The sequence below is a fragment of the Acidisoma silvae genome (genome assembly GCF_020618775.1).
Classification (GTDB): Bacteria; Pseudomonadota; Alphaproteobacteria; order Acetobacterales; family Acetobacteraceae; genus Acidisoma; species Acidisoma silvae.
On the sequence record NZ_JAESVB010000021.1, the window covers coordinates 20,021 to 43,266 of the forward strand.

The following is a 23,246-nucleotide window of genomic DNA, read 5'->3' on the forward strand; positions in this document are numbered from 1 at the left end:
GCTCACGAATTGAGGAAGAGCTTTTTTACAAAATATCAAAAACCAGACTACTAAATTAAGATTGGTCAGTTGTTGGCTCTTTCAAAAATTCGTAACGGAAGTCGCAATGGCTGGCGCCCTCCATGATCGTCTGCGTGCGTGTCAGCTTCAGGCGCGGATCGTAACCGATGCAAAATGCGGCGTCCCGATTGCAGGACAGAAGATGGCCAATCTCTCCAAGGCCCATGGCGCGGTAGCTTTCCGCGTAGCGGCAGCGCTGAACATTGAAATGCAGCGCGGCTTCGGTCTCGGCAATCACCTCAATGCGGAGCGCATCTTCCCGCGTCCAGAGTTCGAGCAGTTCACGGAAGGTTTGCAAGCTGGTGCCTCCAGGCGTTTTGGCCGCAAACCCTTGTCCGGCTTCTATCGCTGCCTGCCTTATGGCGCGGTCCAGAATATCCTGGGCGCGTGCCTCACCAATTTCGTCGCACATGGTGCGGTAAATCGGCGCGATAATCTCAGCCTCTATTTTCCGGCGCTGCAGGATACCCATCTCCCCGGCACCCGTGTCGGCAGCCTTGTCATCACCAATTCGGTCCATCGCGGCCTCCTGTAGAAAGGACTAAGGCTAAACCCAACCGAGCGCGGGCGCGACTTCGCGCCGGATGAGTTCCAGCGAACGCAGAAGCATCTCATGCGGCGGATCGGCTGAGTGAGCTTGCACCGCCACATGCGTCGCGACGGCCACGACCGGGTCGGCGCCCAGGGACCGGATGACATCGTCGGGTGTGCCGATATGCATGTCATAGGCCGCGACGATGGATTCCAGAGATCCTTCCGGCACAGCATTGCCGATGGAGCGTTGAAAGGCCATGGCACGGGACAGGCCCAATTCGGCTATCGCCCAGGCGTCGGGCCGCCGGTCCGTGACGAAAACCGAGCGTGAGGCGAGCACGCGGGGCGCAATGCCAGCCGAAAGAGCCTTATGATAGGCATCCACGATCGGCTGCTGAATGTCCCATAGCCGCGCCGCCTGCTGGCCCGGCGGACGCGGCTGCGTGCGAGACAGCATCAACCCATCCCCTGCCTTCCCGGCTCTCACTCCCCCACCCTCGCTGAAGGTCGCCTGCCAGACCCGCCGCGCAAGATCGGGGGTGGTAGGATAGAGCACGTTCTCCCCGGGGCCCAGCCCCCTTCCCGCCCAGGCGTCCAGCACCACACGCAGATAGCGCGTGAAGATGTCGTTCCGTCTTTCGCTATCTTGGCCGAAGGCCGCGAAGGAAGATGGCGTGCCGCCGGAACCGAAACCCACTTCCAGCCGCCCGCCGGACAATAGATCGAGCACGGCGGTATCCTCCGCCACGCGCACGGGATGTTCCATCGGCAGGGTGATGACGCCAGTGCCGAGACGGATGCGCTCGGTTCGCGCCGCGACCTGCGCCAAGAACACCAGCGGCGCAGGCAGCCCACCCTCGTCGGGGTGGAAATGATGCTGCGCGACCCAGGCAATATCAAAGCCGAGCCGCTCGGCTGCTACAATCTGCGCGGTCGCCAGTCCATACCGTTGCAAGGGAGGCACATCGTCCAACAGCCGCGTGAAGAAGCACAGGCTTTTTCGGCGGTCGCCCTGCGTGCTTTCAATTTTCATGCGGCAGTCTCCGTCCGGCCCAGATAGGCATCCTGAATGCGAGGGTCGGCGGCCATCGCCGCCCCTGTCGCCTGCAATACGATGCGCCCACTCTGCAAGACATAGGCATGATGCGCGATGCGCAGCGCCAGGCTCGCATTCTGCTCCACCATCAGCACGGCCACGCCTTCGGCATTGATCGTCTGGATCAGGGACAGAACCTGATCCACGAAAAGCGGTGACAGACCCATGGTCGGCTCGTCCATACAGATGAGCTTCGGCCTTGACATCAGCGCACGACCCATGGCGACCATCTGTTGCTCTCCGCCAGAGAGCACCCCTGCCCTTTGCCTGAGCCGCTGGGACAGACGCGGAAACAAGGTAAGGATGCGATCGAGATCCTCGGCGATGGCTTGCGTATCCTGCCGCGAATAGGCGCCAAGGAGTAGATTCTCCCGTACGGTCAGGCCCTGGAACAAGCGCCGGGATTCCGGCACCGAAGCGATGCCGCGCCGGATAATGGCGGCCGTTGGCCGGCCTGTAATGTCCGCCCCGTCAAACATCACCCGACCCTGGCGCGGCTTTACGATGCCAAGAACAGTCTTCATCAGCGTAGATTTTCCGCTAGCATTCCCGCCGAGCAGCGAGACGATCTGCCTCGGACGCACCTCCAGTGTCACATCGTGATGCACCTGCACCGGCCCATAAAAGGTGCGGATGGATTGTATGGACAGCAGGTTCACAGCGTCACCTCCGGCACCTGAGTGAACTCGCCCTTGGCCGCCGCACTGTCGCCCAGATAAGCGCGGATCACCGCCGGGTCACGCCTTACCTCAGCCGCTGTTCCGGCCGCGATGACGGCGCCGTCATCCATGACTATGACACGGTCGCAGAGTTGCATGACAAGATCGAGCTTATGCTCAATCAACAGCATGGTCTGCCCTTGAGTTTTAAGGTCCAGAAGCAAGTGTTGCAGTTCCAGAGTTTCGCTCTCGTTCATGCCGGCAGCGGGTTCGTCCAGCAGCAGCAGGCGTGGCCGAGCGGCCAGCGCGCGTGCGATCTCGACACGACGGCGATTGGCGTAAGAGAGGCTATGCGCCGGATGGTTGGCGCGAGGCGCCAGTCTTTCGCCGAAGCGGTGCAGCAGTGTCTGGGCCTCCGCTTGCAGCGCCGCCTCCTCCGCCCGCACGGCGGGCGGCTGGAGAAGTGCGCGTAGGAGTTCACCCAAGGGGCCGAGTAGCGACCAGTTGGGCCGCGCATAGCGCAGCCGTGCGCTGGCACCGATGAGCACATTGTCGAGCACGGAGAGATTGGCGAAAACGCGGCCATGCTGGAAGGTACGCGCCAGCCCTTGGCCGATCAGCCTTTCCGGCGCCCACCCGGTAATCTCCCGCCCGGCGAATGCCACGCGACCGCTATCTGGCCGTTCATGGCCGCTCAGCAGGTTGAAGAGTGTGGTCTTACCGGCACCGTTTGGGCCGATGACGCCGACGGTCTCACCCTCCGCTAGGGTGAAGCTCACGTCTCTCACCGCCTGAATGCCGCCGAAACTGCGTGACAGAGTCTCGACCGAAAGCAGGGTCATGCGGTTCCCAGCAGGCCCTGCGGCCGGAAGCGGATGAGCAGGATGAGGGCCAGGCCATAGACCAGCTCGCGATACTGCGCGACCTCGCGGAATAGTTCCGGCAGCGCCACCAGCAGCACGGCCCCGAGGAGCGCGCCCGCGATATTCCCAAGCCCGCCAAGGATGACGATGGTGAGCACAAGAATGGAGAGGTCGAGGCCGAAGGTATTGCTGTCGATATAGGAGAACAGATGCGCGCTGATGGCGCCCGCCAGCCCGGCACCGAAGCCGCCGAATAGAAAGGCGATCATCTTGTAGCGGCTGGGCGACAGGCCGAAGGATTTCGCCGCGATCGCGTCATCCCGCACGGCGCGGAGCGAACGGCCGAGATGGGAGCGCAGCAGCCGCGCCTGCAGGAGCGCCATGACGATCACCAGGCCCAGGCAGATGTAATAGGTTGACCGTGCATCGCTAAGGTCGATCGGCCCGATCGCCAGCGGCGGAATACCCGAAAGGCCCATGCTGCCGCCGGTCAGCCCCGTCCAGTTGAGGATGACGAGCGCCACGATCTCGGCGATCGCCATGGAGGCGATGGAAACGTAATGGCCGGACATGCGGAAGGCAGGATAGATCAACACAGTGCCCAGGGCAGCGGCCACCACGCCGCCCAAGGGAATGGTGAGCGCAACCGGCCAGCCGAGATTGGCCGCGAAAAGGGCGGAGGCATAGCCGCCGATCGCGAGTAGGGCAGCATGGCCGAGCGAGACCTGCCCCACCGTGCCGGCCACCAGGGTCAGGCTCATGGCGGCCAAGCCGTAAATCAGCGCGTTGATGCCGATCTGCGTGACATACGGCTGGCCCGCGAGCGGCAGTACGAGAACCACGAGCAGAATGGCGGCCTGAACCGGACGCGGCAGGCGCAGCGGGCGGCTCCAGGCGATGAAAGTGCCGGTCAGCGGCTCGGGCGCGCGGCCGGCGCGCTGGAACATCCCCTGCGGCCGGAAGACCAGAACCAGCAGAAGAATGACGAAGGCGAAGAGGTCGCGGTAGCTCGCGCCGAAAATACCGATGCCGTAGCTTTCAGTCAGCCCCAGCACGAGACCGCCGATAATCGCGCCCGGCAGGCTGCCCAAGCCCCCCACCATGGCCGCGACGATACCCTTCAGCGTGGCGTTGAATGACATGCTCGGGTCGATATTGTTGTAGTACATGCCGATCAGCAGACCGCCGACGCCACCAAGGGATGAGGCCAGGGCGAAGACCAGCATGTTCATGCGGTCGGTGAAAATACCCACCTGCCGCGCGGCCTCGCTGTCCTGCGCCGTTGCGCGAATGGCCCAGCCGATACGGCTGCGGCTGAGAAACAGCCACAGTGCCAGGCCGCTTGCGCTGCCCACGCCCGCGATCAGCAGGTCAAGCGTGCCGATGGTCGCGCCCGGCGCGATTGTAAAGCGCCGATCCGGCAATCCACTGGGCAAGGCACGCGGATCGGGTGAGAAGATGATCTGCAAAAGCTGGTCGATGATCAGGCCGATGCCGATCGTCACCAGCAGGGCCGCGATGCGCGACCGCCCTTGCAAAGGCCGCGTGCCGAACCGCTCGATCACGATGCCGAGCAGTGCCGAGGCCAAAATCACCACGAGGATCGTGACCGGCAGCGGCAGCTTCAGATAGGCGGCGCAAACCCAGCCGATATAGGCGCCGAAGGAGAAGACCGACCCGACCGCAAAATTGATGAGGTCGGCGACGCCGAAGATGAGCGCCAGACCCACGGCCAGCAGGGCGTAGATATTCCCGATGACCAGCCCGTTGACGGTATAGTCGATCCAGGGCGTGAGGGCGGACAGCATCAGCCCTTGGTCGCCGTCTGGCCCTTGAAGAGCGAAAAGGTGCCGTTCACCACTTCGATATCCGTCGTCTTGGCGCCCGCAACCCGGCGGGTTGCCGGATCAAATTTGATGGTGCCGAAAATCACGCTCGGCACGCCGCTGACCTTGGAGAGGCCGGCCTGAAACTCCTGCCGCGTGGTGCCGTATTGGCGCAGCACGGCGGCGGTCAGGATCAGCGCGTCATAGGCGAAGGCCGCGAAGGCGTCCGGCGCGCTTTGATACTTGTCCTGATAGGATTTCACGAAAGCCTGCACCTCCGGCCTTGGATCGGCGGGGAAGAATTCGCTCTCGGTATAGATGCCGTTGGCGGCGTTCCCCGCAAGCTCGATGAATTTCGGCGAGTAGATCGACCCTACCGCCGCGATCGGAAGGGTAATGCCCTGCTCGCGCGCCTGCCGCACGATGAGCGCGCCGTCGCTGTAATAGGATTCGAGAACGAGGCCATCCGGCTTCGCCTGCACGGCGCGCGTCAGCGTGGAGCGGAAATCCCGTTCGTCCGGCAGATAGCCTTCGGAATCCACGATCGTCGCGCCCCGCGCCTTGGCGGCCTGCGTGAAGAGATCGGTCGCCGTCTTGCCCCAATCCGTATTGAGATGAATGACGGCCGGGCGCTTGAAGCCGAGCTTGGTGATGGCAAGGTCGGCCAATTGCGGCTGCTCGTCCGCCTGGCTCAGGCTTGGGCTCCAGATGTAATCGCCGGTCGCGGTGAAGCGCGGATGGGAATTGGTGAAGCCGAGCTGCACCAGCTTGCCGCGCTGGTAGATGGGCGACGCCGCCATGGAGGTTGTGGAGGAGAAGTCCCCCAGCTCCACCAGAATAGCCGGATCAGCCACGAATTTCTGCGCGATCGCCACCGCCTGGCGCGGATCGTTCTGCGAATCCTCGAAATCATAGGAGAGTGGCCGGCCATGGATGCCGCCTTCCGCGCCATTGATCTGGATCAGGGCGAGGTCGAAGCCGCGCTTCCATTGCGCGCCGTACTGCGCCAGAGGGCCGGTCAGCGGCCCGCTGACGCCCACCTTCACCGGCGCCGCATCCGCGCGGGCAGCACGGCCCGCAACGGCATTGAAACCCAGGCCCAGCCCGGCGCAGAGCGCGGCACGGCGTGAAAGATGCGTCATTCTGCTCACCAAACTTCACATTATATTTTTTACAATAGTGAATTTAGTAATCATGCTAATATTTAACGCGCAATAAGCCAATGCATATTTTTAAAAACAAACCACCATGTCGCCAGCCTGCTCCCCAACAATGCTGAATCGGCTTCGCTGCATTTTCTGAACCCCGATGCCTTACTGCCAATCTCCAATAGACTTGGGCAGTAACAGCTACCTAAACGGCGAGTTTGCTGCAGACGGCACGCGACATCGCTATCCGAAGGACACCCAGATCAAGGTTCTGGCGCAACTATTGCCAGGAGAGCGATGGCGATCTGGATGCCGTCGTCAATACCGACCTAGCCATCAAGAGCGAAGCCTATCCGATGACCTTCGATCAGGGTCAGCTCAAATGCCGTGATCGCGACCAAACCGGTGTCACACTCATTTCTGCCCCTACCGCCTTCGCGGACCAATGCGCCTAAGATGCCGCGCCGCCACGGCAACACCTCGAACTAGGTGCAGTCATTTTCAATGACTAGCAGATCGGCCACCCGTAACTGCCAGTCACAGGCCGGTAAAAAGATGGGTGGAGAGATAGCGCTCGGCTGATGAGGCGGCGATCGCCACGATCCGCTTCCCTGCGCTGGCAGCTTCTTTGGCAACCAACAAGCTGCCGCAGAGCGCAGCGCCGGATGAGATGCCCACGGGAATCCCCTCCAGCTGGGCGCAAAGGCGCGCGGCCTTCATCGCATCGCGTTCGGATATCTGAAGCACCCGATCTATCACGCTCATATCCAGATTGGCCGGACAGAACCCAGGCCCGATGCCTTGAATTTCATGGTGGCCAGGATCGTCACCAGAAAGCACGGCACTTTCCATTGGCTCGACGGCAATGACCCGTAGCCCGGGCCGACGCGGTTTCAGCGCGCGAGCGATGCCTGTTAGGGTTCCCCCGGTGCCAGCCCCGGCGACGATGATATCGACCTCCCCTGCCGTATCGGCCCAGATTTCCTCGGCTGTCGTCGCCGCGTGGACGGCTGGATTGGCCGGATTGTCGAATTGGCGCGCCATCCAGGCGTCAGAGGAACGAGCAACTAGGTCCTCGGCCCGCGCTATCGCCCCGGCCATTCCCACGCTGGCCGGTGTCAACTCAACCTTGGCGCCCATGAAGCGCAGCATCTTCTGACGCTCGAGCGAGGCTGAATCCGGCATCACCACCGTCAGGCGATAGGCTTTGGCCGCCGCCACAAAAGCGAGTGCGATGCCGGTATTGCCGGAGGTCGGCTCCACGATATGGCTTACCCCGGGTATGAGCAGACCCGCCTGCTCCGCCGCTTCGACCATAGCAAGGCCGATACGGTCCTTTACAGAGCCGAGTGGATTCAAATACTCGAGCTTAAGCGTGAGGTCGGTGGACAGGCCTTCATGCTCAATGAAGCGGGCAAGCCGAACGAGCGGCGTGCCCCCTACCGCATCCAGAATACTGCCGAAGATGCGGCCCCGCGGCGCGGCCATTGGATGATGAATTTTGCTCCCGACAATATCCGTTTTTTGCATGAGTTCAGCCAAGGAAGGGTCATGCAGCATCGATGCGAGCTTCCACCTCGGACAGCCCCTTGACCGTGCTATGGCCCACACCAAGCTGCGTCAGGATCTCGTCACGCCGGGCAATGAAAAAGGGATCCGAGCGGTCTCTCGCATAGCTTTCCGATATCGGCACAATCTCCGCGATGCGGCCGGGATTAGGCTGCATGACGATGACACGATTGCCGAGATAGACCGCCTCCTCCACATCATGCGTAACCAGCACGGTCGTAATGCCTTCATCGGCGACGATCCTCTTCAACTCGTCTTGCAGACGCAAGCGCGTCAGGGCGTCGAGCGCGCCGAGCGGTTCGTCGAGCAGCAGCAGACGCGGGTCGCTGACCAAAGCACGGGCGATCGCCACGCGCTGTGCCATGCCACCCGACAACTGGGCAGGATAGGCTTGGGCCGCATGGTCCAAGCCTACTAGGTGCAGCAGCCCCGCGACCTTTTCGCGCCGCTCAGCCTTGCTCAGCGGGCTGCGGCGAAGAGCGACCGCAACATTTGCTTCCGCCGTCAACCAAGGCAACAGGCGATGTTCCTGAAAAACGATGGCACGATCTGCACCTGGCCGTAGAACCCGCTCGCCACCGACACGGATCTCCCCGTCATAGACCGTGTCGAGCCCAAGGATCAGCCGAAGTAATGTCGATTTACCGCAGCCGGAGGCGCCAACGATGCTCAGGAATTCTCCCGGCCGAACATCAAAGCCGATATCGGACAGCACCGTCACCGCGCGATCAGCGACGCCGAATTCCTTGCCGACGCGGGCGAGGCTCAGTTCATGCCCTTTTTTCCGGGCAATAGACAATTCCGCCATGACGTCATCCATTTGCGATACCGACCTGAAATAGCTCATGCTGCTCTCCATCGCGCCAAGCGCGTTTCCAGCCGGCCTGTCGCCAGAGTAAAAAGACCGCCGACGATGGCGAGAACGATGAGATAGAAAACCAGCAGATTCATTTCGAACAGATGCTGGCCTTCATCCATGCGGCCGCCAAGGCCGGGCGCCACATCCAGCAGCAGCTCCGCGCCAATTGTCGCCATCCAGGCATAGATCAAAGCAGCACGTAGACCCGCGAAGATTTCCGCAAGTGAGCCGGGCAAAGCAATGAGTGTCAGAAAGTCCAGCCCACGAAAGGCAAGCGCCATAGATAATTCCCGGTATTGCTGGGGAATATTGGCGACACCGCGCCAACTGTTAACGACTGTCGGCTGAAAGGCCGCCATGGCGATGAAGGCGATCTTGCCGACCTCCCCACCCCCAAACCAGGCTGAGAGAAGTGGAATCCAAGCAAATAGCGCGATTTGACGATGCACCACCAGCATCGGTCCGAGCAGGCGCTGCGTGGTCTTCGACAGGCCGATAACAACGCCGAGCACCGTTCCGATTGTGCTTCCGACGATGAAGCCCAGTATGTCTCGCGCGAGGCTGGCGCGGATCGCCGCGGCCAGGTCACCGCTTGCCCACTCGGCCCGGCCGGCGATCCAGACCTGTTCAAGTGGCGGCAAAAACCTTGGATCGACGAGACCCGAATGGCTAGCCGCTTCCCACAGGATAAGGAGAATGACCGGGGCGAGCGCCGCTTGCACGAATGAACGGCTCATCGCGGCGCCTGCCAATAAAGCAGGCGACGCTCCAGCAGGGCCAGAAGCATGTGCAATGCGAGGCCAATTACCCCAATGACGACGACAGCCGCCAGCACGACATCAAGCTGAAACAGCTGCCTGCCGTAGGCCATCATATAGCCAAGCCCTGAAAAAGAACCTATGAGTTCCACCGCGACCAGCGTCTGCCAGCCATTGGCAAGTCCTTCACGCAAACCCGTGAATATCTGCGGCACCGCCGCTGGCAGAATGATGGTAGACAGCATGGAGAACGGCCCCAGGGAAATGGCCCGGCCGAGTTCCAGAAATCCCGCCGGCACATCGCGTATGCCCTGGCGGGTATTGAGAACCACCGGAATGAAACAGGCCCAGGCAATTGCGATGATTTTCGGCGCATCGCCAAGCCCTGTGAACAGGATCAGGATCGGTAACCAACCGAGGACCGGAATTTGGGCCAAGGCCACGAACAGGGGCTCGACCAGTTTGCGGGCTCTTGGGAAGAGCCCAAAGGCCAGACCCGTCATCACCCCAAGCACGGCGCCCGCGGCAAAACCCTTAACCACGCGGCCAAGGCTGACGAGAATATCCTGCCGCAAGGATCCGTCCGACCAGCCGCCTCGCAAGGCAGCGATCACGGCCGCGGGCGGCGGCAAGATCTGCTGAGGCAGCCAATTGCACCACCCCGCCAGGCTCCAGGCAACCAGAAGTCCCAGTGGCACCGCAAACGCGATGCCGGCTCTGCCCAGGGCTGGAAGCCATGGCGAGGCGTATCGGGCTTTGCGGGCACGCCTTGGCCCCAGCACTGTGGTTGAAATGACATCGCCGCTCACAGGAAGATCCTAGTCTGCCGCCAGTTTCGCCTGTTCGACCGACCCGTCTGTCAGCTTCTTGCCGCTGGCGTCATAGGTCGGCCAGTAATGCTGCAGTTTGAGAGCGATCAGCGCTTCCTGCAGATATTTCGGCTGGAACCAAGTATCGACGTCCACGATCTGCGTGATCAGGTGATAGGCCTTCGCATGCGCGACCTGATCTTTATAGCGGGCGACAAGGTAAGGATCGATCACCGGCGAGTTGCGATGCGCCAGCTGCTCGTTGCGGAAATCATCGACGAAGCTCTGCACCGGCAGGCCCGACTTCGCCCAGATTTCAAAGACCTTGTTACGGTTCGCTTCATCCGAGCCAAATTTGGCTGCCAGCACGAAAGCCTGAACCACCTTTTCCGTCAGATCCGGATGCGCCTGTTCGAAGGATTTCGTGACCAGCAATCCGGCTTCCGCGCCCAGGGTCGGGTCGTCACCTTTGGTGGAATAGATGATCTTGACGACGCCACGCCGCGCGAGATCAAGATATTCGCTGCCGCCGAAGGATGCGTCGATGGCGCCGGAGACCAAGGCGGCGGTTGCCGAATTGGTATCAAGCCCGACGAAGCGCACGTCCTTCTCTGTCATGCCATGAACCTGAAGGACACGATCGGTCGCCATCTGCAGGTTGGTACCGCGAAACTCCGCGACCCGCCGCCCACGCAGATCATTGATGCTGTGAATGGTCGAGTTCGGCGGAACGGCGAGATAGAGCGGAGAATGCACGCCGCCGGAGGCAAGATATTCCGTCTGCAGCCCATGCGAGCGGCCGACGATCGATGGCAGATCACCGAGACCGGCCGCGAAATCCAATTGCCCGGCGGCCAGCGACTCATTCAGAGCTGGCCCTGCGCCCCGAAAGAAGGTCCATGTCACCTTCACATCCGGATCATTCTTGAATTCTGCTTCCACAAATTTTCCGATATTGGCAATGGAGGGATAATCGCCATAACCGACGGGGCGGTCATCCAGACCGACACCCGGATAGCCGATGCGGATCGTGATCGGCTGTCCGGCACTTGCCGCTGTGGGGGTTCCGATGCCGATAAGACTCGCGAAAAATCCAGCGGCGAGTGCGCCGCTCCAAATGGCTTTCACATCAATCTCCTGCGAAGGCTAAGCTGTTCGGATCAGGCTGCGGCGAAAGCCGGCTTGCGTACGATCTTGCTCCGGGTGGTGCTACGAAGTCCGTCGATGCTTACCGGTACGATGCCGTCTAATGTCGTGCGACGCACGATGCGTGTTTGCTCGCCATAGTCGTTCAGGGCGTAATGCTGGGTCGCGCGATTATCCCAGATCACAACATCGCCCTGGCGCCAGCGCCAGCGCACCGTATTTTCCAGCCGCAGCACATAGGCTTGAAGAAGATCGAAGAGCACGCGGGATTCACGGTTGGAATGGCCGACGAAGGATCGCACGAAATTGCCTAGGATCAGCGAAGGCTCGCCTGTCTCGGGATGCACATGCACCACCGGATGCTCGGTCTCATAGACGGTCGAGGTAAAAACCTCCTCATAATGCTGCCGTTCCGCTTCCGTCGCTTTAGGGCGCACCGTGGCGTAATCATAGAGATTGCTATGAACCGCCCATAATTGCTCGGCCAGCGACTTCAAGGCCGGCGGCAGATCGCTATAGGCTGCGGCTGTGTTAGACCAGACAGTATCTCCGCCCACAGGCGGAATGGTGACACCCCGCAGGATGGAGATCTTAGGATAGGCATCGACGAACGTGACGTCGGTGTGCCAGGTGTCAGCCCGTCCGCCCCCGCCCCGGGAATCGAGTTCCAGAATGGCATTGCTGCCCTCCCGTGGCTTCTGTGTCGGATGCGGTATGAGCGACCCGAAGCGCAGAGAAAACCGCTCTTGCTCTTCATCCGTCAGATGCGTTTGAGCGCGAAAGAAGACAACTTTATGCCGCAATAGTGCGGCGTTGATTGCCACGATACTGTGTTCCGGAAGATCCCCGGAAAGACGGACGTCCCGGATCTCTGCGCCGATACGCGGTGTGAGTTCCGCGATATCCAGCGACGCGGCCGCATTGAAGTCGATCTGATCTGGCATGCGCGATGTTCCTCTCTTTGTTTTCGAGATTTTTATGAGGTTGCTGCGTAGGTTGTCGCAGAGCGGCTATCGAATAATCCAAGATAGGTCTTGCCAATGATATCCTGAGCGGCATCGGCATTCGGCGGATGAAAGGCGCCGGCGCGCACGTCGCGATAAAGCCGCTCCAACTCACCGGACCGGGCGAGCGAGCTGGCGCCGGCGATTTTGAGCGACAGATCGACGACCCGTTTCGCGCCTTCCACCGCCTGCTGTTTGGCAGACAGGAATTTCGCAGGCCAGCGTGAACCGTGGTCCACGCCGTCCCACCATTCCTGCACGACACGGTCTAGAACCGCTTCCAATGCATCGAGTGCGATCGCGGCCTCAGCCACGCTCAGTTGCGTAGCGGGATGATGGGCGTAGCTTTGTCCGCCGAGAGCGGCTGAGCTTCGGCGGCGCGCGGCGTCGAGCGCCAGATCGAAGGCCCGGCGCGCGATCCCGTTATAGACGGCGCTGATGCCGGGAATGGCGGAAGCCAATATGCCGTCTATGAAGTTGTCGGAAGGCGGCCCCGCCGGCAGAACGCGAATCACACGAGCCGCATCTGCATAGGCACCATCCAAAACGGTGTCATCACTTCCAGTCGCACGCAGGCCGAGCGCATCCCAGGTCGGCACCACGGTTACGCCAGCGGCATCGCGGGCGATGAAAGCATGCACTATCTTGGGCGCAGTCGGGTCGGATTCGTCGATACCATGCACGCCCAGCCAGTCCCAGGCCGGCGACAGAGACGTCAATACCTTACGACCGCTGAAACGATAGCTGCCATCGGGCTGCGGCACCGCTTTGACAAAGGCATGAGCCAGTCCCAAATCATTGCCCGGCTCGCCATGTCCGGCGGCAAACAGTTTGCCGGCGGCGGCTTCCTCCAAAATCCATTGCCCCGACTTGTCGCCGTGATGCCAAAGATGCGCGGCCGCGCCCGTCCAATACAGATGCATATTGAGCGCGAGCGCGGTCGAAGGTGCATGATAGGCAAGCCGCCTGATCTCCGCGATCAGTTCCGGTCCGCTAAAACCAACGCCGCCAACGGCAACCGGCACACCAGCGCTGAGAAAGCCGGCATCCCGCAACTCCACCAAATCTTCGTGAAAAAACCGGTTCTCCCGGTCATAGCCGGCGGCGCGCGACGCGATACGCTGCAACAATGCATCGTCCAGAATACGCTTCGGGCCACTGACCGGGCGAAAATTAACGACAGACATGTGTTCTACCTCTCAGACCAGAAATACGTGCACTTGGTTCCGTCTGAGCTTGGACAGGGATGAACAGGCTTTCTTTGTCCTTCTTGTTCGGTCGCCGTCTTTTTCATTTTAGAAGCAAATGGCATTGTCATGTTTAGTCCTTCGCAGTGCCGCAGCGGGCGTCACTTTGCGCAATATGCCTATCAGCACCGTTTATTATATTTAACTACTAAATTATATTGTTGTTTATGGACGCACCAAACCCAGATGGTCCCGCAAGGTGTTGCCTTCATACGATTGCCGGAACAGACCGCGCCGCCGCAAGATCGGGATGACGTGATCAACGAAGGCTTCCAGCCCTGACGGTTGCACATCGGGCATGAGATTAAACCCGTCGACGGCATCGGCCTCGAACCACTCCGAAATGGCATCGGCCAATTGCTCGGGCGTGCCCACGATCAGGCGATGCCAAGTGATGACGCGATCAAGCAACTGCCGCACGGTCAGCCGCTCCCGCCGGGCGATATCCAGCACGATATCCCTCGCACCTTGAGAGACACGCGACAATTCCTGCGTGTCTAATAGCCAATCCGGCAAAGGCTCATCCCACCGCAGGGCGTCAGCGTCAACGCCCAACTGCCAGGCGAAATTGTGCAACCGCCTGTCTCCCGCAAGGTCGTTCAGATCCTGATGGCGCCTGTGCGCTTCCGCCTCCGTCCCGCCCAGCACGAAGGAAAGACCCGGCAAAATACGGATGGCATCTGCCGGGCGTCCTGCCGCCTCAGTCTGCGCCCGCAATTGCCGGCGAAACAGCAGCGCGCTCTCCAACGTCGCTTGCGCGGCGAAGACCATCTCCGCATGACGTGCCGCCAGCCCCAGACCCGCCGGCGACCCACCCGCCTGCACCAGGACCGGTCGCCCCTGCGGCGTCCGCGGCACATTGAGCGGCCCCTGCACCTGATAGTATGTGCCGCGGTGATTGATCGGCCTGACGGATCCCGCTGCGGTGAAACGGCCGGTGCTCTGCTCGCCGATCAGCGCGTCCTCGTCCCAGCTGTCCCACAGGGCTTTCACCACATCGACGAATTCGTCCGCCCGCGCATAGCGCTCGGCACGCGGCCGATGCGGTGCTGCGCCAAAATTCTGCGCGGCCGAGGCATCGGCGGTCGTGACCACATTCCAGGCCGCGCGCCCACGACTGAGATGGTCCAGTGACGCGAAACGGCGCGCGACGTTGTAGGGTTCCTCGAAGGAGGTTGAGACCGTGCCGACGAGACCGATATGGCTGGTCTGCGACGCGAGTACGGACAAGAGCACCAGCGGATCGAAGGATAGCGGTGGACCGCTCAATCCCCCGTCTCCCTTGGCGGTCAAAGACGGAATATCCGCCAGAAAAATGGCATCCAAGGCGCCACGTTCGGCCGTGCGCGCCAGATGAGTCCATTGCTCAGGCTTGATGAAACCAAGCGGATCGGCATAGGGGGCCTGCCAGGCGGCGGGATGCATGCCATCGGACAGCACGTTGAGGCCAAAATGTAGCTGACGTCTGCTCATCTCATCGATTCCAGCTATAGGCAGCGCCAGTGACTTGCAGCGCCGATTGTGTCGGACGTCGTCTATTTCAGACGACCGAGTAAAACATGCGTGTCGTCCATGGCGCGCAATCCGCGCGTGTCTCTGGTCCAGCCGATAGCCCGGCGGTAGCTGCCGCGCAGCGTTTCGACCGCATCCCAGGCGACCTCCGCCGCGTCCGGCTTCTCGGCATCCGGCCCGACGTAAAGCGCGTCGGCCGGGCAATAGACCTCACATAGAAAGCAGGTCTGGCAATCGTCCTGCCGTGCAATAACCGGCGTGCAGCCCGGCACAGCATCAAAGACACTCGTCGGGCAGACAGCCACGCAGATATCGCAGCTTGTGCAATGATCCGCCGAAATCAGTTCGATCATGCGGCAGCCTCCAACGGCTGACCGTCAGCGGGCACCCTGCCCGTCCAGACCTCATCCAAGCCACCGCTGGTGACATGGTGGCGTTGTGCCGGGTCCAACGCTGTCAGATCATAACGGCGGTGCATGCCACGACTTTCGGTACGCGCAAGCCCGCTGCGATACATCCAACGCGCCGTGGCCAGCATCGCAACGGCCTCGCGTGCCTTCAGCGCATCTTCGGGACGAGCGCCATCGGCCGCGCGCACTGTCCGCCAAAGGCTGTCTAGCCGCGTGAGCGACCGCGCAAGCCCGTCTCCGCTGCGGAAGTAGTTCGTATCAAAGGGGAAAACCTCCGCCTGCACGGCCTTAATCAGCGCAGCTGGATCAAAAGCGTGCCCTCGGCCGCCGGCCAGGGCTGGGCCGCGGGCAGGAGCCGCTGTACGGGCCAGGCCAGCCCGGCACTGGCGGGCGAAGGCTGCCGCTCCCTCTCCGGCCCAAGCGCCGGAGGACATGGCCCAGGCCGCGTTGTGGCTGCCGCCACCGGTAAAGCCGCCGCAGATCAGTTCGCGCGTTGCCGCATCACCCGCCGCATACAAGCCGGGCACCGTCGTCGCGGCGCTTTGATCGACGAGCCGAAGACCGCCTGTGCCCCGCACCGTGCCTTCCAGCCGCAGCGTGATCTCGAATGGCTGCGTGAAAGGGTCGATCCCGGCGCGATCGAAAGGCAGAAAGAAATTGGGCTGTGCGGCCCGCATCGCCGTCCGTACCTCCCCATCGGCGCGATCCAGCTGCGCAAACACCGCACCCTGCTGCAACGCCCTGGCGATAACCGAGCGCCCACCCTTCGACGCCGCGCCGGTAATTGCCGCGCCTGAGGCATCGGTGAAGCTTGCCCATTCGTAGAACAGTGTCTTGGTCACCGAAGAAAAGACCGGCGCAATGGCATAGGCGTTGGAAAACTCCATGCCGGACAATTCCGCCCCGGCTTCCGCCGCCATCAGGTATCCATCGCCGGTGAGGTTATTGGTGCCGAGCGCCCGGCTGAGAAAGGCGCAGCCGCCGGTCGCGATGACCACGGATTTGGCTTTGATCTGCCAGCCCGCATGGGTCCGCCGGTCGATGCCTCTCGCACCCGCCACGGCGCCATCTGCGTCGATCAGAAGCTCAAGCGCCGGGCTATGGTCCAGAATGCGGGCGCCAGCGCCTTTCACCAGCTTGCGCATCAGGCGCATATATTCCGGCCCTTGCAGCGAATTCTGACGCAGGCGCCCCTCGACATCGCGCGGAAACGGATAGCCGCGCTCACCCAGTTCATTGACCAGCGCGAAGGTCGTCTCCAGCACCGCATCCATCCAGTCATGATGCGCGAGAAAGCCACCCAGTTCCTCGCGCGTGGCTTTGGCCTTGCCGCGCGCCGCCACATCGGGCGGCACATACCAAACCGCCGTGCCGGACGGCGCGGTCGCGCCGGACGTGCCGCAAAACCCCTTGTCGGCCAAAATCACGCGCGCGCCACGGCGCGCAGCGGACACAGCCGCCCAGGTGCCGGCCGGACCACCACCGATGACTAGAACATCCGTTTCCATCACGCGGCCTCCCCCTGCGGGGCTCTGCTCACCTCATCATGAAGGAGCGTCCAGATCTTATGCCGCAGATGGGCGAATTCTGGACTCGATCGTGGATCGTCAGCGTCCTTCTGCTCACCGAGAGGAATCTCGACCACGCGCTTGATTTGCCCCGGCCGCGACGTCATCACCGCCACGCGCTGGCCGAGATAGATCGCCTCCTCGATGCCATGAGTGACGAAGACGATGGTCGTGCCCGATCGGCGCCAGATGGCAAGCAGCTCCTCCTGCAAAATTTCCCGCGTCTGCGCGTCGAGCGCCGCGAAGGGCTCATCCATCAGCAGAACCTCAGGATCATGGGCAAGGCTGCGGGCAATAGCGACCCGCTGCTTCATGCCGCCTGAAAGCTCATGCGGGTAGCGATCCTCGAAGGCGCTAAGGCCTACGAGATCCAGGAACGTGCGTGCCTTGTCGCGCCGCTGCCGCCGCTCCACGCCTGCGGCTTCCAGGCTCAATTCGATATTGCCAAGCGCCGTCCGCCACGGCAGCAACGCGTATTGCTGAAAGACCACGGCGCGGTCCAGCGCAGGCCCGGTCACCGGCACGCCGTCCAGCAATACCCGTCCGCCATCCGGCCGTGTCAATCCGGCGGTGAGGTCCAGCAGCGTGGACTTGCCGCAGCCGCTTGGCCCCACGACCGTCAGAAACTCCCCGCGTGCAATAGCGAGCGAGACGTCGGAAAGCGCGACGAACGTTTGCAGCGCCTGCGGTCCCTTGGCACCTGGCCGCGGCCGGACCGCGAATTCCTTGCGCACATGCTGAAACTCGATTTTTGGCAGCGCCCCTGCCGCCGGGAAGGCCAGGTCCTGTGTCGCGCTCGTCATCCGCGTATCTCCTCGCCTTTCCAGGCCGTCAGTCGGCGTTCCAGCCGCACCAGGCCGTAATTCGTCGCAATGCCGAGAAGTGCGAGAATAATCACGCCGACATAGAGAAGATGAATGCTCATCAGATATTGCGCATTCATGATCAGATAGCCGAGGCCGCTATTGGCACCCACCATTTCAGACACGACCAGCATGAGAAAGGAGTAGGTCGCGGCCAGGCGGATGCCGGTAATGATGGAAGGTATAGCGGAGGGCAAAATGATGCTGCGGAACAGCTTCCAGTCGCTCAGGCCAAGTGTGCGGGCATAACGCACCAAGGCCGGATCGACATATTTCACGCCCGACGTCGTGCTGAGCAGGATCGGCCATACGACCACCCAGTAGATAATCGCGACTTTGGTGATATAGCCAACGCCAAAAAGCAAAATAAATACCGGAAACAGGGAGACCGGATTGGTCTGACGCAGTAATTGCAGCAACGGATTGAGGTAGCGGTCGAGGCGGGCGAACCAGCCGAGTGCCAGCCCAAGCGGCACGGCGGTGACCACACCAAGTGCAAATCCCCCAGCCGCGCGCTCCACACTCACCAGCACATGCGGCCAAAGCTTGCCAGACGCCGCGAATTCGACGCCCTTGACGACGATATCGGAAAACGGGGGCAAAAAGGTCGCATCGATCAGGCCGAAGCGGGGCGCCAGTTCCCACAGCAATAGAAACAACACAATGGCCAACGTCTTCTGCAGCCAAGGCTCAACACGCGCCCACACCACTGACAGCCTGGAGGATACAGCAGGTTCCAGACTACGCCGGTCCAATGTTCGCGAGATCAAGTTCGATGACATACGAGTTCCTTTAACGAGTGCACCTCGAGGCCAACCTCAGCTGAACGACCGGGCATGCGCGACGCGCGGGATAATTTCCTCGGCGAAGCGCCGCATCTCCGATTCGAAAGGCTGGAACTGCAACATGAAAAGCTCGATACCGATGTCGTTGAACCCGCTAATACGGTCCGCGACCTGGGCATAGCTGCCGACAAGACCGGCTGAGGTTCCGCCGTTGGTGCCGACGACATTCGCGTGTTTCGCAAAGGTCTTGAACATGACGGCATCGGCGTCGGCGCCGTCGAGCACGGATTTATGGCCAGGCGCGTCTTTTTCGGCGAGCGATAACGCATAGTCCAAAGCCTCCCGCGCCTCCGCCTCTGTCTTGCGGGCGATCACAAATCCGGCGAGGCCGAAGCGCAGCGGCGCATCCAGGCGCGGCCGCCGTGCCAGATCATGGATAATCTCGCGCACATCATGGAGCGGTTGGCCATTGATGAAGAAGGCGTCGGCATGTTCTGCCGCGAGCGCGCGGGCCGCCTCTGATTCGCCACCAAGATAGATCGCGGGCCGGCTGCGAAAACGACTGGGTGGCGATAGAATGTAATCCTCCACCTGAAAATACCGGCCTCGAAAGGTCACGCGATCTCCGCTGAAAAGCCTGCGCACCACCGTGATCCATTCCCGACCATAGGCATAGCGCTCGTCATGATGCGCGAAGCGGATGCCAGCGCGTTCAAATTCAGGCTTGTACCAGGCATTGACGAGATTAAGTGCGGCCCGCCCTCCGCTGATCTCCTCGATCTGCAGCGCCATCTTGGCCAAAACCACTGGATGAAACAAATAGGGCTTTACGGCCGCGATGATCTCGATCATTCGCGTGGAGGCGGCAAAGGCCGCGGCCGATGTCCAGGTCTCCAGCTGATCACGCTCATTTCCGGTGGGGTTCATGATATGTTGCGCGATCAGCGTGGATGAAAACCCCAGTGCCTCGGCCTGCTGGACCAGAGACAGGTTACGCATCCAGGACGCATCGGATGGATCGTCCGGATGAAAATGCGATCCCCATGCGCCATAAACATTCGACCAGACACCGAAGCGAGGCTGTGAGACTGGCATGGCGACGATCCTCCTTCGCATGAGCTCAATCATATTAAACTATTTAACATCGTTTTATTAAATAATATTCCTCAATAAATACTATTGTGACTCGTTTGTCCAATTTATATAGTCATCTCATAACGATTTTTAGGCGGACATTTCGTCGGCCGCGCATGAGGACAACTCACCAGAATGACAACAAAACGCGTTAGATGGCGGAAGAAAATTCTCTTTTTAGCCGCGGGGCTCGGCATCTTTTCTTTTCAAAAACAGAGCCCCGCCCAGGCGGCCCCATTGCAGACGATCCACATGCTGGATCAGCCACTTCTCTGGGCCTGCATGGAATCGATTGTAGTCGCCGACAAAAAAGGCTTCTTCAAAGAGCACGGGCTGAATTTGGAATATGTTCCGCTTCCGCCTGAGCAGTACACGGTTTCTCTCGACAGCGGCGTTACGGATTTCGCCCCCTGTGCGGACTATGCCTATTTCATCAATGTCCGTGACAAAGGCCTGAAAGTGAAGGAGATCGTCTCCTCCCACCCGCTTATTGACCCTGTCGGCCCCGGCGACGGGCTATTCGTGCGTGCCGATAGCCCGATCAAATCGCCCAAGGATCTCAAGGGTAAAACCATCGGCATGCTCAACCTGAGTTTTTCCAGCGCTTGGTTCACGCTGGACTATCTTGGGCGCGCGGGCCTTACGCGCGACGACATCAATTATATCGCCATTCCATATGCACAGGAGGAGCAGGTACTTAAGGCCGGGCAAATCGACGCGCTCTACGCCTTTCAACCCTTGGCTGCGCAACTTCTCAAGCGCGGCGGCTATCGCGAACTCTTTCAGCTGTCAGACCTGCCTGGTCGCGTCATCACCCGTGGCGGCACCATGGCCAAGATCGATTTCATCAACAAACACCCCGACATCATCCGTGACTATGTCGCGGCCATCGCCGAAGCCGATGACTGGGGAAGCCAGCATCCTGACGAGGTTGTGAAAATCGGCATCGCCGCCGGGCGTCTGCCGGCCGATCTCGCACCCTGGACCTACAACAAGCAGGGCAAGGCGGATTATAGCTCGCTGCATTGGTCGCCGCACGGGTTACAGAATGATGCGGATGTGCAGTTCTGGATCGACCTGGATGTGAGGGAAGGCATCGTGCCCAAGGGAAAATGGCAGCCTTCCGACATCTACACCAATGACTTCAATCCCTATAGCCAGAAGCAAGCGAGCAGCCAGTGACTGAGCGAACGACAGCAACCATGTTCCCTCGCTTCAGTTTGACCCCTCGACAGATAGGAGATCGACTATGACAGCCATTCCTTTTCCGAATCGCGTCGGTGCAAAGTCACTTGCGCGGCCGGTATCCAGACTGTCGCCACCGCAACCCGAAACGTTGGAACCCGCCGCCCGTGCGCTCTACGAAGCCAATCATCGTGAAAACTGGATCGCGGCGCTATCGGTCAATACAAAAACGGCCGAACGATTTACGCGCTATTTCGGAAGCCTGTTCGCGCCCGATGACGGATTGCTGCCTCTCACTGAGCGAGAACTGATCGCTGTGGCCGTATCCACCACGAATGGATGCGGATTATGCGAAATTCACCACACCAATGCGCTGGCCGAAGCGCTGGGCGACAGCGAAAAGGCGCGGCGCGTCGCGCTTGACGCCCATCTTGCTCCGCTGACGGCGCGTGAACACGCTCTTTTTGACCTTGCGGTTAAAGTGACAACCGATCCGAAAAGCCTGGACGACAGCGACTTCGAGACCTTGCGCGGTCTTGGCCTCAGTGATCCTGACATTCTCGAAGCGGTTGAAGTTGCATCCTGGTTCAATCACACGAACCGGATTTTTATATCGCTCGGGGTTGTTCCCGACGCGAAGTATTTTCAACGCTGAAGCGACGAATCCTAGAGGTGATTGGACAATAGATGGCCCAAAGCAAAAGGCAGATAAAGCTGGGAGCCTTTCTTCATGAAACCGGCCACCACGTCGCCGCCTGGCGGCTTCCCGAAGCGCAGGCCGATGGCGGCGCTAACTTTGCCCATTACGTCGAACTTGCGCGTATCGCCGAGCGTGGCCGGTTCGACATGTTGTTCCTCGCTGACAGTGTCGGTATCTGGCACGGGCATGAGGAGGCCCTAAACCGCACCGCCCGCGTAGCGCATTTCGAGCCACTGACCCTGCTCTCAGCACTGGCTGCCGTCACCAGTCATATTGGCTTCGTGGCAACCGCCACAACGACCTATAACGAGCCTTATCATGTCGCGCGCAAATTTGCCTCCCTCGATCTCATAAGCGGCGGGCGCGCGGGTTGGAATCTTGTCACCTCCTCCAACGCTCAAGAGGCATTCAACTTCAGTCGCGACGCGCATCTCGCGCATGCCGATCGCTACGTGCGGGCCCGTGAATTCGCCCGCGTTGTGCAGGGCCTCTGGGACAGTTGGGATGATGATGCCTTTGTTCGGGATAAAGAGAGCGGCATTTTCTTCAAGTCTGAGGGGCTGCATGTCCTGAACCATGTTGGACCAGCCTTTCAAGTGCGCGGCCCGCTCAACGTACCGCGCTCACCCCAAGGGCAGCCGGTGCTGGTACAGGCTGGGTCTTCTGAGGCTGGCCGCGGTCTTGCCGCAGCTACCGCCGAGGCTATCTTCACTGCTCATCAAACCTTGGCCGAGGCGCAGGCCTTCTACAGCGACGTCAAAGCAAAGGCGGTTGCGAACGGCCGACATCCGGATGACGTTAAGATCATGCCGGGCATATTTCCAGTCATCGGGGAAACGAAGCTAGAGGCCGAGGAAAAATTTGAACGCCTTCAGGATCTGGTCCATCCCGATGTTGGCTTGTCTCTGCTATCCTCCATGATCGGCCTTGATTTGCGCGGCCAGGACGTTGATGGGCCGTTGCCGCCGATCCCAGAAAGCGAAACCGGCAAAAGCCGCGCGCGGCTGTTGTCGGACCTTGCCGAGCGCGAATCCCTGTCTATTCGTCAGCTTTACCAGCACATCGCGGGTGCTCGCGGCCACAAGCAGATTGTGGGAACACCGGCGGAAATCGCGGATCACCTCGAGGAATGGTTCATCCAGGGTGCAGCAGACGGGTTCAATGTTATGCCGCCCCATCTCCCGGGTGGGCTAGTAGAATTCGTTGATCTGGTCATTCCCGAATTGCAGCGGCGAGGTCTTTTTCGCCGCGAATATGAAGGTAAGACCTTGCGCGAAAATCTTGGTCTGAGCAGGCCTGAGAACCGCTTTGCTGATGGAACGCATACACGGGCAAGCGCCGCGGACTAAACCGTCTCTCCTTCACTTGACTGCACCGTGTCCGCATTCGCGATGCCGTCCGCCGCGCATTAGTCGCCCGGCGGACAGGTTGCAATCAAGGGCGACTGCGCCAGCCATCACTAGTGACATTAGGGTACTCGGGACACGCAGGGTCGGTCGGCCGGCCGCCGT

Annotated in this window: 22 protein-coding genes; 3 read left to right on the forward strand and 19 right to left on the reverse strand. The window is 60.9% G+C overall.

Translation table 11 applies throughout. The features are described 5' to 3' along the window. Positions 1-55: 55 nt before the first annotated feature. The 19 genes from ASILVAE211_RS22640 to ASILVAE211_RS22730 form a co-directional block, all read right to left on the reverse strand. A complete protein-coding gene (locus tag ASILVAE211_RS22640; protein WP_227323641.1) occupies positions 56-580 on the reverse strand; it encodes an L-2-amino-thiazoline-4-carboxylic acid hydrolase in 525 nt (174 codons plus the stop codon). 27 nt (positions 581-607) lie between these two features. After that, a complete protein-coding gene (locus ASILVAE211_RS22645) occupies positions 608-1,627 on the reverse strand; it encodes a putative FMN-dependent luciferase-like monooxygenase (protein ID WP_227323642.1) in 1,020 nt (339 codons plus the stop codon). Further along, on the reverse strand, positions 1,624-2,349 hold the full coding sequence (locus ASILVAE211_RS22650) for an ABC transporter ATP-binding protein (protein ID WP_319799627.1): 726 nt from the start codon (positions 2,347-2,349) through the stop codon (positions 1,624-1,626). The genes ASILVAE211_RS22645 and ASILVAE211_RS22650 overlap by 4 nt, the downstream gene beginning before the upstream one ends. Further along, on the reverse strand, positions 2,346-3,191 hold the full coding sequence (locus ASILVAE211_RS22655; protein WP_227323643.1) for an ABC transporter ATP-binding protein: 846 nt from the start codon (positions 3,189-3,191) through the stop codon (positions 2,346-2,348). Before ASILVAE211_RS22655 ends, ASILVAE211_RS22650 begins: the two co-directional genes overlap by 4 nt. Then, positions 3,188-5,020, reverse strand: a complete 1,833-nt coding sequence (locus tag ASILVAE211_RS22660) for an ABC transporter permease (RefSeq protein ID WP_227323644.1) — start codon at positions 5,018-5,020, stop codon at positions 3,188-3,190. The genes ASILVAE211_RS22655 and ASILVAE211_RS22660 overlap by 4 nt, the downstream gene beginning before the upstream one ends. Then, positions 5,020-6,180: an ABC transporter substrate-binding protein gene (locus ASILVAE211_RS22665; RefSeq protein WP_227323645.1), complete on the reverse strand. Its 1,161-nt coding sequence runs from the start codon at positions 6,178-6,180 to the stop codon at positions 5,020-5,022. Before ASILVAE211_RS22665 ends, ASILVAE211_RS22660 begins: the two co-directional genes overlap by 1 nt. Before the next feature lie 543 nt (positions 6,181-6,723). Beyond that, positions 6,724-7,716, reverse strand: a complete 993-nt coding sequence (gene cysK, locus ASILVAE211_RS22670) for a cysteine synthase A (RefSeq protein WP_406566092.1) — start codon at positions 7,714-7,716, stop codon at positions 6,724-6,726. A gap of 19 nt (positions 7,717-7,735) precedes the next feature. Further along, positions 7,736-8,602 (reverse strand): ABC transporter ATP-binding protein, encoded by an 867-nt coding sequence (locus ASILVAE211_RS22675; RefSeq protein ID WP_227323646.1) that lies wholly within the window; start codon positions 8,600-8,602, stop codon positions 7,736-7,738. Beyond that, entirely contained in the window at positions 8,599-9,351 is a 753-nt protein-coding gene (locus ASILVAE211_RS22680; RefSeq protein WP_227323647.1) for an ABC transporter permease, read from the reverse strand. Before ASILVAE211_RS22680 ends, ASILVAE211_RS22675 begins: the two co-directional genes overlap by 4 nt. After that, positions 9,348-10,181: an ABC transporter permease gene (locus tag ASILVAE211_RS22685; protein WP_319799628.1), complete on the reverse strand. Its 834-nt coding sequence runs from the start codon at positions 10,179-10,181 to the stop codon at positions 9,348-9,350. The genes ASILVAE211_RS22680 and ASILVAE211_RS22685 overlap by 4 nt, the downstream gene beginning before the upstream one ends. Before the next feature lie 9 nt (positions 10,182-10,190). Continuing rightward, on the reverse strand, positions 10,191-11,309 hold the full coding sequence (locus tag ASILVAE211_RS22690) for an ABC transporter substrate-binding protein (RefSeq protein ID WP_227323648.1): 1,119 nt from the start codon (positions 11,307-11,309) through the stop codon (positions 10,191-10,193). Positions 11,310-11,341: 32 nt separating this feature from the next. Then, complete coding sequence (locus tag ASILVAE211_RS22695; RefSeq protein ID WP_227323649.1) at positions 11,342-12,271, reverse strand: TauD/TfdA dioxygenase family protein; 930 nt, start codon at positions 12,269-12,271, stop codon at positions 11,342-11,344. Positions 12,272-12,303: 32 nt separating this feature from the next. After that, on the reverse strand, positions 12,304-13,518 hold the full coding sequence (locus tag ASILVAE211_RS22700) for an acyl-CoA dehydrogenase family protein (protein ID WP_227323650.1): 1,215 nt from the start codon (positions 13,516-13,518) through the stop codon (positions 12,304-12,306). Between the two features lie 225 nt (positions 13,519-13,743). Further along, on the reverse strand, positions 13,744-15,051 hold the full coding sequence (locus ASILVAE211_RS22705) for an LLM class flavin-dependent oxidoreductase (protein ID WP_227323651.1): 1,308 nt from the start codon (positions 15,049-15,051) through the stop codon (positions 13,744-13,746). A 62-nt stretch (positions 15,052-15,113) separates the two neighbouring features. Beyond that, positions 15,114-15,443, reverse strand: a complete 330-nt coding sequence (locus ASILVAE211_RS22710) for a 4Fe-4S dicluster domain-containing protein (RefSeq protein WP_227323652.1) — start codon at positions 15,441-15,443, stop codon at positions 15,114-15,116. Then, the gene (locus ASILVAE211_RS22715; RefSeq protein ID WP_227323667.1) at positions 15,440-17,008 is read right to left on the reverse strand and encodes an FAD-dependent oxidoreductase; all 1,569 of its coding nucleotides are present in this window, start codon (positions 17,006-17,008) and stop codon (positions 15,440-15,442) included. Before ASILVAE211_RS22715 ends, ASILVAE211_RS22710 begins: the two co-directional genes overlap by 4 nt. Further along, positions 17,008-17,871 carry an ABC transporter ATP-binding protein gene (locus tag ASILVAE211_RS22720; RefSeq protein ID WP_227323653.1) on the reverse strand — a complete coding sequence of 288 codons (864 nt, stop codon included), beginning with the start codon at positions 17,869-17,871 and terminating at the stop codon, positions 17,008-17,010. Before ASILVAE211_RS22720 ends, ASILVAE211_RS22715 begins: the two co-directional genes overlap by 1 nt. Further along, positions 17,868-18,593: an ABC transporter permease gene (locus ASILVAE211_RS22725; protein ID WP_227323654.1), complete on the reverse strand. Its 726-nt coding sequence runs from the start codon at positions 18,591-18,593 to the stop codon at positions 17,868-17,870. The genes ASILVAE211_RS22720 and ASILVAE211_RS22725 overlap by 4 nt, the downstream gene beginning before the upstream one ends. Before the next feature lie 156 nt (positions 18,594-18,749). Further along, complete coding sequence (locus ASILVAE211_RS22730) at positions 18,750-19,811, reverse strand: LLM class flavin-dependent oxidoreductase (protein ID WP_227323655.1); 1,062 nt, start codon at positions 19,809-19,811, stop codon at positions 18,750-18,752. A gap of 174 nt (positions 19,812-19,985) precedes the next feature. On the opposite strand from ASILVAE211_RS22730, the gene ASILVAE211_RS22735 reads away from it, so the two are divergent. From ASILVAE211_RS22735 to ASILVAE211_RS22745, 3 genes are all read left to right on the forward strand, one after another. Beyond that, positions 19,986-21,032 (forward strand): ABC transporter substrate-binding protein, encoded by a 1,047-nt coding sequence (locus ASILVAE211_RS22735; protein WP_227323656.1) that lies wholly within the window; start codon positions 19,986-19,988, stop codon positions 21,030-21,032. 67 nt (positions 21,033-21,099) lie between these two features. Then, a complete protein-coding gene (locus tag ASILVAE211_RS22740; protein WP_227323657.1) occupies positions 21,100-21,690 on the forward strand; it encodes a peroxidase-related enzyme in 591 nt (196 codons plus the stop codon). Between the two features lie 32 nt (positions 21,691-21,722). Then, positions 21,723-23,084 carry an LLM class flavin-dependent oxidoreductase gene (locus ASILVAE211_RS22745; protein ID WP_227323658.1) on the forward strand — a complete coding sequence of 454 codons (1,362 nt, stop codon included), beginning with the start codon at positions 21,723-21,725 and terminating at the stop codon, positions 23,082-23,084. Positions 23,085-23,246: the final 162 nt, after the last annotated feature.